At 51.1% G+C, this 11,127-nt stretch carries 4 tRNA genes and 6 rRNA genes; all 10 read right to left on the bottom strand.

What is annotated here, in order from left to right:
• Window positions 1–46: 46 nt before the first annotated feature.
• The 10 genes from rrf (AACY13_RS22470) to AACY13_RS22425 all read right to left on the bottom strand — a co-directional run bounded on the left by rrf (AACY13_RS22470) (window position 47) and on the right by AACY13_RS22425 (window position 10,765).
• Window positions 47–162, bottom strand: a 5S ribosomal RNA gene (gene rrf / locus AACY13_RS22470).
• 132 nt (window positions 163–294) lie between these two features.
• Window positions 295–3,185: ribosomal RNA gene (locus AACY13_RS22465) — 23S ribosomal RNA — on the bottom strand.
• A 246-nt stretch (window positions 3,186–3,431) separates the two neighbouring features.
• Window positions 3,432–3,507 (bottom strand) — tRNA-Ala (locus tag AACY13_RS22460).
• Between the two features lie 31 nt (window positions 3,508–3,538).
• Window positions 3,539–3,615: transfer RNA gene (locus AACY13_RS22455), tRNA-Ile, on the bottom strand.
• 65 nt (window positions 3,616–3,680) lie between these two features.
• Window positions 3,681–5,217, bottom strand: a 16S ribosomal RNA gene (locus tag AACY13_RS22450).
• A gap of 377 nt (window positions 5,218–5,594) precedes the next feature.
• A 5S ribosomal RNA gene (rrf, locus tag AACY13_RS22445) occupies window positions 5,595–5,710 on the bottom strand.
• A 132-nt stretch (window positions 5,711–5,842) separates the two neighbouring features.
• A 23S ribosomal RNA gene (locus AACY13_RS22440) occupies window positions 5,843–8,733 on the bottom strand.
• A 246-nt stretch (window positions 8,734–8,979) separates the two neighbouring features.
• A tRNA-Ala gene (locus AACY13_RS22435) sits at window positions 8,980–9,055 on the bottom strand.
• A 31-nt stretch (window positions 9,056–9,086) separates the two neighbouring features.
• Window positions 9,087–9,163, bottom strand: a tRNA-Ile gene (locus AACY13_RS22430).
• A gap of 65 nt (window positions 9,164–9,228) precedes the next feature.
• Window positions 9,229–10,765, bottom strand: a 16S ribosomal RNA gene (locus tag AACY13_RS22425).
• The 16S, 23S and 5S rRNA genes sit together here with 4 tRNA genes alongside, the layout of an rRNA operon.
• Window positions 10,766–11,127 lie beyond the last annotated feature (362 nt).

Here is an 11,127-nt window from a genome sequence, read left to right as displayed (position 1 = left end):
AGTAAAACCCCCGACCAGTTTCCTGATCGGGGGTTTTGGTATAGGTGCTTGACGATGACCTACTCTCACATGGGGAAACCCCACACTACCATCGGCGATGCATCGTTTCACTACTGAGTTCGGGATGGGATCAGGTGGTTCCAATGCTCTATGGTCGTCAAGCGATTCAGCTGGGATGTCGTCGTGAAACGCTATCCCGAATTGGGTATGTGATAAAGGTTTTGTAGTCGTGCAAATTTTCGGCTGTTGCAGTCTTCATAGAGACACGCAAACATCAAATTGTTTGGGTGTTATATGGTCAAGCCTCACGGGCAATTAGTATTGGTTAGCTCAACGCCTCACAGCGCTTACACACCCAACCTATCAACGTCGTAGTCTTCGACGGCCCTTTAGGGAACTCAAGGTTCCAGTGAGATCTCATCTCGAGGCAAGTTTCCCGCTTAGATGCTTTCAGCGGTTATCTTTTCCGAACATAGCTACCCGGCAATGCCACTGGCGTGACAACCGGAACACCAGAGGTTCGTCCACTCCGGTCCTCTCGTACTAGGAGCAGCCCCTCTCAAATCTCAAACGTCCACGGCAGATAGGGACCGAACTGTCTCACGACGTTCTAAACCCAGCTCGCGTACCACTTTAAATGGCGAACAGCCATACCCTTGGGACCGGCTTCAGCCCCAGGATGTGATGAGCCGACATCGAGGTGCCAAACACCGCCGTCGATATGAACTCTTGGGCGGTATCAGCCTGTTATCCCCGGAGTACCTTTTATCCGTTGAGCGATGGCCCTTCCATACAGAACCACCGGATCACTAAGACCTACTTTCGTACCTGCTCGACGTGTCTGTCTCGCAGTCAAGCGCGCTTTTGCCTTTATACTCTACGACCGATTTCCGACCGGTCTGAGCGCACCTTCGTACTCCTCCGTTACTCTTTAGGAGGAGACCGCCCCAGTCAAACTACCCACCATACACTGTCCTCGATCCGGATAACGGACCAGAGTTAGAACCTCAAGGTTACCAGGGTGGTATTTCAAGGTTGGCTCCACGCGAACTGGCGTCCACGCTTCAAAGCCTCCCACCTATCCTACACAAGTAAACTCAAAGTCCAGTGCAAAGCTATAGTAAAGGTTCACGGGGTCTTTCCGTCTAGCCGCGGATACACTGCATCTTCACAGCGATTTCAATTTCACTGAGTCTCGGGTGGAGACAGCGCCGCCATCGTTACGCCATTCGTGCAGGTCGGAACTTACCCGACAAGGAATTTCGCTACCTTAGGACCGTTATAGTTACGGCCGCCGTTTACCGGGGCTTCGATCAAGAGCTTCGCGTTAGCTAACCCCATCAATTAACCTTCCGGCACCGGGCAGGCGTCACACCCTATACGTCCACTTTCGTGTTTGCAGAGTGCTGTGTTTTTAATAAACAGTCGCAGCGGCCTGGTATCTTCGACCGGCATGGGCTTACGTAGTAAATACTTCACCCTCACCGGCGCACCTTCTCCCGAAGTTACGGTGCCATTTTGCCTAGTTCCTTCACCCGAGTTCTCTCAAGCGCCTTGGTATTCTCTACCTAACCACCTGTGTCGGTTTGGGGTACGGTTCCTAATTACCTGAAGCTTAGAAGCTTTTCCTGGAAGCATGGCATCAACCACTTCGTCATCTAAAAGACAACTCGTCATCAGTTCTCGGCCTTGAACGCCCGGATTTACCTAAGCATTCAGCCTACCACCTTAAACACGGACAACCAACGCCGTGCTGGCCTAGCCTTCTCCGTCCCTCCATCGCAGTAATTAGAAGTACGGGAATATTAACCCGTTTCCCATCGACTACGCATTTCTGCCTCGCCTTAGGGGCCGACTCACCCTGCGTCGATTAACGTTGCGCAGGAAACCTTGGTCTTTCGGCGTGGGAGTTTTTCACTCCCATTGTCGTTACTCATGTCAGCATTCGCACTTCTGATACCTCCAGCAAGCTTCTCAACTCACCTTCACAGGCTTACAGAACGCTCCTCTACCGCTCATCCTAAGATGAACCCGTAGCTTCGGTGTATGGTTTGAGCCCCGTTACATCTTCCGCGCAGGCCGACTCGACTAGTGAGCTATTACGCTTTCTTTAAAGGGTGGCTGCTTCTAAGCCAACCTCCTAGCTGTCTAAGCCTTCCCACATCGTTTCCCACTTAACCATAACTTTGGGACCTTAGCTGACGGTCTGGGTTGTTTCCCTTTTCACGACGGACGTTAGCACCCGCCGTGTGTCTCCCGTGCTGACACTTGTTGGTATTCGGAGTTTGCATCGGTTTGGTAAGTCGGGATGACCCCCTAGCCGAAACAGTGCTCTACCCCCAACAGTGATACACGAGGCGCTACCTAAATAGCTTTCGAGGAGAACCAGCTATCTCCGAGCTTGATTAGCCTTTCACTCCGATCCACAGGTCATCCGCTAACTTTTCAACGGTAGTCGGTTCGGTCCTCCAGTTAGTGTTACCCAACCTTCAACCTGCCCATGGATAGATCGCCCGGTTTCGGGTCTATACCCAGCGACTAAACGCCCTATTAAGACTCGCTTTCGCTACGCCTCCCCTATTCGGTTAAGCTCGCCACTGAATATAAGTCGCTGACCCATTATACAAAAGGTACGCAGTCACCCAACAAAGTGGGCTCCCACTGCTTGTACGCATACGGTTTCAGGATCTATTTCACTCCCCTCTCCGGGGTTCTTTTCGCCTTTCCCTCACGGTACTAGTTCACTATCGGTCAGTCAGTAGTATTTAGCCTTGGAGGATGGTCCCCCCATATTCAGACAAAGTTTCTCGTGCTCCGTCCTACTCGATTTCATGACTAAGAGATTTTCGTGTACGGGGCTATCACCCACTACGGCGGCACTTTCCAGAGCCTTCCACTAATCTCAAAGCCACTTAAGGGCTAGTCCCCGTTCGCTCGCCACTACTAAGGGAATCTCGGTTGATTTCTATTCCTCAGGGTACTTAGATGTTTCAGTTCCCCTGGTTCGCCTTACACACCTATGTATTCAGTGTGTAATAACCAGCTTATGCTGGCTGGGTTCCCCCATTCAGAGATCTCCGGATCAAAGTCTGTTTGCCGACTCCCCGGAGCTTATCGCAGGCTACAACGTCTTTCATCGCCTCTGACTGCCAAGGCATCCACCGTATGCGCTTCTTCACTTGACCATATAACCCCAAGCAATCTGGTTACTGTCTCTAACGTGAAGACGACATTCGCCGAAAATTTGCAATTGAGAACTACAAATTTTACCTTGACCAAATTAATTACCAGTGAAAGTAATTAATCAGTCACTTCTATCACATACCCAAATTTTTAAAGAACGATATTCGTACTGGTCAAAGACCAGAAATCAACATTCATCTACTTGCAGTAGGAACGCTCATTTCTGAACTCTCAACGTGTGCTGTAAGTGGTGGAGCCAAGCGGGATCGAACCGCTGACCTCCTGCGTGCAAGGCAGGCGCTCTCCCAGCTGAGCTATGGCCCCATATTCGTACAAGGCCAAACCCCACAACAATTGGTGGGTCTGGGCAGATTCGAACTGCCGACCTCACCCTTATCAGGGGTGCGCTCTAACCAACTGAGCTACAGACCCAATCGTCTTTTTCAATGAATCAAGCAATTCGTGTGGGAACTTATGAAGAAGCTGAAGTCTTCGATTAAGGAGGTGATCCAGCCGCAGGTTCCCCTACGGCTACCTTGTTACGACTTCACCCCAGTCATGAATCACACCGTGGTAACCGTCCTCCCGAAGGTTAGACTAGCTACTTCTGGTGCAACCCACTCCCATGGTGTGACGGGCGGTGTGTACAAGGCCCGGGAACGTATTCACCGTGACATTCTGATTCACGATTACTAGCGATTCCGACTTCACGCAGTCGAGTTGCAGACTGCGATCCGGACTACGATCGGTTTTATGGGATTAGCTCCACCTCGCGGCTTGGCAACCCTTTGTACCGACCATTGTAGCACGTGTGTAGCCCTGGCCGTAAGGGCCATGATGACTTGACGTCATCCCCACCTTCCTCCGGTTTGTCACCGGCAGTCTCCTTAGAGTTCCCACCATAACGTGCTGGTAACTAAGGACAAGGGTTGCGCTCGTTACGGGACTTAACCCAACATCTCACGACACGAGCTGACGACAGCCATGCAGCACCTGTGTCTGAGTTCCCGAAGGCACCAATCTATCTCTAGAAAGTTCTCAGCATGTCAAGGCCAGGTAAGGTTCTTCGCGTTGCTTCGAATTAAACCACATGCTCCACCGCTTGTGCGGGCCCCCGTCAATTCATTTGAGTTTTAACCTTGCGGCCGTACTCCCCAGGCGGTCAACTTAATGCGTTAGCTGCGCCACTAAGAGTTCAAGACTCCCAACGGCTAGTTGACATCGTTTACGGCGTGGACTACCAGGGTATCTAATCCTGTTTGCTCCCCACGCTTTCGCACCTCAGTGTCAGTATCAGTCCAGGTGGTCGCCTTCGCCACTGGTGTTCCTTCCTATATCTACGCATTTCACCGCTACACAGGAAATTCCACCACCCTCTACCGTACTCTAGTCCAGCAGTTTTGGATGCAGTTCCCAGGTTGAGCCCGGGGATTTCACATCCAACTTACTGAACCACCTACGCGCGCTTTACGCCCAGTAATTCCGATTAACGCTTGCACCCTTCGTATTACCGCGGCTGCTGGCACGAAGTTAGCCGGTGCTTATTCTGTCGGTAACGTCAAAATAGCAACGTATTAAGTTACTACCCTTCCTCCCAACTTAAAGTGCTTTACAATCCGAAGACCTTCTTCACACACGCGGCATGGCTGGATCAGGCTTTCGCCCATTGTCCAATATTCCCCACTGCTGCCTCCCGTAGGAGTCTGGACCGTGTCTCAGTTCCAGTGTGACTGATCATCCTCTCAGACCAGTTACGGATCGTCGCCTTGGTGAGCCATTACCTCACCAACTAGCTAATCCGACCTAGGCTCATCTAATGGCGCGAGGCCCGAAGGTCCCCCGCTTTCTCCCGTAGGACGTATGCGGTATTAGCGTCCGTTTCCGAACGTTATCCCCCACCACTAGGCAGATTCCTAGGCATTACTCACCCGTCCGCCGCTCTCAAGAGAAGCAAGCTTCTCTCTACCGCTCGACTTGCATGTGTTAGGCCTGCCGCCAGCGTTCAATCTGAGCCATGATCAAACTCTTCAGTTCAATACTGCTTGGGTTTTGAAAAAACCCTAAACTTAGCTCAGCAATCGACAAAAAACTCTCAAATTAACGAGTGTTACTTGTGATGCTGATAATCTTGCGACTAGCAGTCTTACCTCACAAGCACCCACACGAATTGCTTGATTCAGTTGTTAAAGAGCGGGTGGTTAAGTCTTTCGTCTCAACCGAGGCGCGCATTCTACAGCAGCCTCATCTTACGTCAAGCTGTTTTTCGAAGTTCTTTCCGAAGAAGTTCTTTCTACTCAACCACTTGCATTACATAACTCTTCAGCCGTGAGTTTTGATCGCTCAAAAACTTCATGCTTGTACTAATAGTAAAACCCCCGACCAGTTTCCTGATCGGGGGTTTTGGTATAGGTGCTTGACGATGACCTACTCTCACATGGGGAAACCCCACACTACCATCGGCGATGCATCGTTTCACTACTGAGTTCGGGATGGGATCAGGTGGTTCCAATGCTCTATGGTCGTCAAGCGATTCAGCTGGGATGTCGTCGTGAAACGCTATCCCGAATTGGGTATGTGATAAAGGTTTTGTAGTCGTGCAAATTTTCGGCTGTTGCAGTCTTCATAGAGACACGCAAACATCAAATTGTTTGGGTGTTATATGGTCAAGCCTCACGGGCAATTAGTATTGGTTAGCTCAACGCCTCACAGCGCTTACACACCCAACCTATCAACGTCGTAGTCTTCGACGGCCCTTTAGGGAACTCAAGGTTCCAGTGAGATCTCATCTCGAGGCAAGTTTCCCGCTTAGATGCTTTCAGCGGTTATCTTTTCCGAACATAGCTACCCGGCAATGCCACTGGCGTGACAACCGGAACACCAGAGGTTCGTCCACTCCGGTCCTCTCGTACTAGGAGCAGCCCCTCTCAAATCTCAAACGTCCACGGCAGATAGGGACCGAACTGTCTCACGACGTTCTAAACCCAGCTCGCGTACCACTTTAAATGGCGAACAGCCATACCCTTGGGACCGGCTTCAGCCCCAGGATGTGATGAGCCGACATCGAGGTGCCAAACACCGCCGTCGATATGAACTCTTGGGCGGTATCAGCCTGTTATCCCCGGAGTACCTTTTATCCGTTGAGCGATGGCCCTTCCATACAGAACCACCGGATCACTAAGACCTACTTTCGTACCTGCTCGACGTGTCTGTCTCGCAGTCAAGCGCGCTTTTGCCTTTATACTCTACGACCGATTTCCGACCGGTCTGAGCGCACCTTCGTACTCCTCCGTTACTCTTTAGGAGGAGACCGCCCCAGTCAAACTACCCACCATACACTGTCCTCGATCCGGATAACGGACCAGAGTTAGAACCTCAAGGTTACCAGGGTGGTATTTCAAGGTTGGCTCCACGCGAACTGGCGTCCACGCTTCAAAGCCTCCCACCTATCCTACACAAGTAAACTCAAAGTCCAGTGCAAAGCTATAGTAAAGGTTCACGGGGTCTTTCCGTCTAGCCGCGGATACACTGCATCTTCACAGCGATTTCAATTTCACTGAGTCTCGGGTGGAGACAGCGCCGCCATCGTTACGCCATTCGTGCAGGTCGGAACTTACCCGACAAGGAATTTCGCTACCTTAGGACCGTTATAGTTACGGCCGCCGTTTACCGGGGCTTCGATCAAGAGCTTCGCGTTAGCTAACCCCATCAATTAACCTTCCGGCACCGGGCAGGCGTCACACCCTATACGTCCACTTTCGTGTTTGCAGAGTGCTGTGTTTTTAATAAACAGTCGCAGCGGCCTGGTATCTTCGACCGGCATGGGCTTACGTAGTAAATACTTCACCCTCACCGGCGCACCTTCTCCCGAAGTTACGGTGCCATTTTGCCTAGTTCCTTCACCCGAGTTCTCTCAAGCGCCTTGGTATTCTCTACCTAACCACCTGTGTCGGTTTGGGGTACGGTTCCTAATTACCTGAAGCTTAGAAGCTTTTCCTGGAAGCATGGCATCAACCACTTCGTCATCTAAAAGACAACTCGTCATCAGTTCTCGGCCTTGAACGCCCGGATTTACCTAAGCATTCAGCCTACCACCTTAAACACGGACAACCAACGCCGTGCTGGCCTAGCCTTCTCCGTCCCTCCATCGCAGTAATTAGAAGTACGGGAATATTAACCCGTTTCCCATCGACTACGCATTTCTGCCTCGCCTTAGGGGCCGACTCACCCTGCGTCGATTAACGTTGCGCAGGAAACCTTGGTCTTTCGGCGTGGGAGTTTTTCACTCCCATTGTCGTTACTCATGTCAGCATTCGCACTTCTGATACCTCCAGCAAGCTTCTCAACTCACCTTCACAGGCTTACAGAACGCTCCTCTACCGCTCATCCTAAGATGAACCCGTAGCTTCGGTGTATGGTTTGAGCCCCGTTACATCTTCCGCGCAGGCCGACTCGACTAGTGAGCTATTACGCTTTCTTTAAAGGGTGGCTGCTTCTAAGCCAACCTCCTAGCTGTCTAAGCCTTCCCACATCGTTTCCCACTTAACCATAACTTTGGGACCTTAGCTGACGGTCTGGGTTGTTTCCCTTTTCACGACGGACGTTAGCACCCGCCGTGTGTCTCCCGTGCTGACACTTGTTGGTATTCGGAGTTTGCATCGGTTTGGTAAGTCGGGATGACCCCCTAGCCGAAACAGTGCTCTACCCCCAACAGTGATACACGAGGCGCTACCTAAATAGCTTTCGAGGAGAACCAGCTATCTCCGAGCTTGATTAGCCTTTCACTCCGATCCACAGGTCATCCGCTAACTTTTCAACGGTAGTCGGTTCGGTCCTCCAGTTAGTGTTACCCAACCTTCAACCTGCCCATGGATAGATCGCCCGGTTTCGGGTCTATACCCAGCGACTAAACGCCCTATTAAGACTCGCTTTCGCTACGCCTCCCCTATTCGGTTAAGCTCGCCACTGAATATAAGTCGCTGACCCATTATACAAAAGGTACGCAGTCACCCAACAAAGTGGGCTCCCACTGCTTGTACGCATACGGTTTCAGGATCTATTTCACTCCCCTCTCCGGGGTTCTTTTCGCCTTTCCCTCACGGTACTAGTTCACTATCGGTCAGTCAGTAGTATTTAGCCTTGGAGGATGGTCCCCCCATATTCAGACAAAGTTTCTCGTGCTCCGTCCTACTCGATTTCATGACTAAGAGATTTTCGTGTACGGGGCTATCACCCACTACGGCGGCACTTTCCAGAGCCTTCCACTAATCTCAAAGCCACTTAAGGGCTAGTCCCCGTTCGCTCGCCACTACTAAGGGAATCTCGGTTGATTTCTATTCCTCAGGGTACTTAGATGTTTCAGTTCCCCTGGTTCGCCTTACACACCTATGTATTCAGTGTGTAATAACCAGCTTATGCTGGCTGGGTTCCCCCATTCAGAGATCTCCGGATCAAAGTCTGTTTGCCGACTCCCCGGAGCTTATCGCAGGCTACAACGTCTTTCATCGCCTCTGACTGCCAAGGCATCCACCGTATGCGCTTCTTCACTTGACCATATAACCCCAAGCAATCTGGTTACTGTCTCTAACGTGAAGACGACATTCGCCGAAAATTTGCAATTGAGAACTACAAATTTTACCTTGACCAAATTAATTACCAGTGAAAGTAATTAATCAGTCACTTCTATCACATACCCAAATTTTTAAAGAACGATATTCGTACTGGTCAAAGACCAGAAATCAACATTCATCTACTTGCAGTAGGAACGCTCATTTCTGAACTCTCAACGTGTGCTGTAAGTGGTGGAGCCAAGCGGGATCGAACCGCTGACCTCCTGCGTGCAAGGCAGGCGCTCTCCCAGCTGAGCTATGGCCCCATATTCGTACAAGGCCAAACCCCACAACAATTGGTGGGTCTGGGCAGATTCGAACTGCCGACCTCACCCTTATCAGGGGTGCGCTCTAACCAACTGAGCTACAGACCCAATCGTCTTTTTCAATGAATCAAGCAATTCGTGTGGGAACTTATGAAGAAGCTGAAGTCTTCGATTAAGGAGGTGATCCAGCCGCAGGTTCCCCTACGGCTACCTTGTTACGACTTCACCCCAGTCATGAATCACACCGTGGTAACCGTCCTCCCGAAGGTTAGACTAGCTACTTCTGGTGCAACCCACTCCCATGGTGTGACGGGCGGTGTGTACAAGGCCCGGGAACGTATTCACCGTGACATTCTGATTCACGATTACTAGCGATTCCGACTTCACGCAGTCGAGTTGCAGACTGCGATCCGGACTACGATCGGTTTTATGGGATTAGCTCCACCTCGCGGCTTGGCAACCCTTTGTACCGACCATTGTAGCACGTGTGTAGCCCTGGCCGTAAGGGCCATGATGACTTGACGTCATCCCCACCTTCCTCCGGTTTGTCACCGGCAGTCTCCTTAGAGTTCCCACCATAACGTGCTGGTAACTAAGGACAAGGGTTGCGCTCGTTACGGGACTTAACCCAACATCTCACGACACGAGCTGACGACAGCCATGCAGCACCTGTGTCTGAGTTCCCGAAGGCACCAATCTATCTCTAGAAAGTTCTCAGCATGTCAAGGCCAGGTAAGGTTCTTCGCGTTGCTTCGAATTAAACCACATGCTCCACCGCTTGTGCGGGCCCCCGTCAATTCATTTGAGTTTTAACCTTGCGGCCGTACTCCCCAGGCGGTCAACTTAATGCGTTAGCTGCGCCACTAAGAGTTCAAGACTCCCAACGGCTAGTTGACATCGTTTACGGCGTGGACTACCAGGGTATCTAATCCTGTTTGCTCCCCACGCTTTCGCACCTCAGTGTCAGTATCAGTCCAGGTGGTCGCCTTCGCCACTGGTGTTCCTTCCTATATCTACGCATTTCACCGCTACACAGGAAATTCCACCACCCTCTACCGTACTCTAGTCCAGCAGTTTTGGATGCAGTTCCCAGGTTGAGCCCGGGGATTTCACATCCAACTTACTGAACCACCTACGCGCGCTTTACGCCCAGTAATTCCGATTAACGCTTGCACCCTTCGTATTACCGCGGCTGCTGGCACGAAGTTAGCCGGTGCTTATTCTGTCGGTAACGTCAAAATAGCAACGTATTAAGTTACTACCCTTCCTCCCAACTTAAAGTGCTTTACAATCCGAAGACCTTCTTCACACACGCGGCATGGCTGGATCAGGCTTTCGCCCATTGTCCAATATTCCCCACTGCTGCCTCCCGTAGGAGTCTGGACCGTGTCTCAGTTCCAGTGTGACTGATCATCCTCTCAGACCAGTTACGGATCGTCGCCTTGGTGAGCCATTACCTCACCAACTAGCTAATCCGACCTAGGCTCATCTAATGGCGCGAGGCCCGAAGGTCCCCCGCTTTCTCCCGTAGGACGTATGCGGTATTAGCGTCCGTTTCCGAACGTTATCCCCCACCACTAGGCAGATTCCTAGGCATTACTCACCCGTCCGCCGCTCTCAAGAGAAGCAAGCTTCTCTCTACCGCTCGACTTGCATGTGTTAGGCCTGCCGCCAGCGTTCAATCTGAGCCATGATCAAACTCTTCAGTTCAATACTGCTTGGGTTTTGAAAAAACCCTAAACTTAGCTCAGCAATCGACAAAAAACTCTCAAATTAACGAGTGTTACTTGTGATGCTGATAATCTTGCGACTAGCAGTCTTACCTCACAAGCACCCACACGAATTGCTTGATTCAGTTGTTAAAGAGCGGGTGGTTAAGTCTTTCGTCTCAACCGAGGCGCGCATTCTACAGCAGCCTCATCTTACGTCAAGCTGTTTTTCGAAGTTCTTTCCGAAGAAGTTCTTTCTACTCAACCACTTGCAACCCCGACCAACATCCAGCTTCTCGTTAGCGGGAGGCGAATTCTACAGCGTTTCAAACCGCTGTCAACCACCTCTTCAACCGCCGCCGA

The organism is Pseudomonas sp. EA_105y_Pfl2_R69 (assembly GCF_963970915.1).
GTDB lineage: Bacteria > Pseudomonadota > Gammaproteobacteria > Pseudomonadales > Pseudomonadaceae > Aquipseudomonas.
Note: the sequence above shows the minus strand (reverse complement) of the source record. Positions and strands in the feature narration are given on the sequence as shown.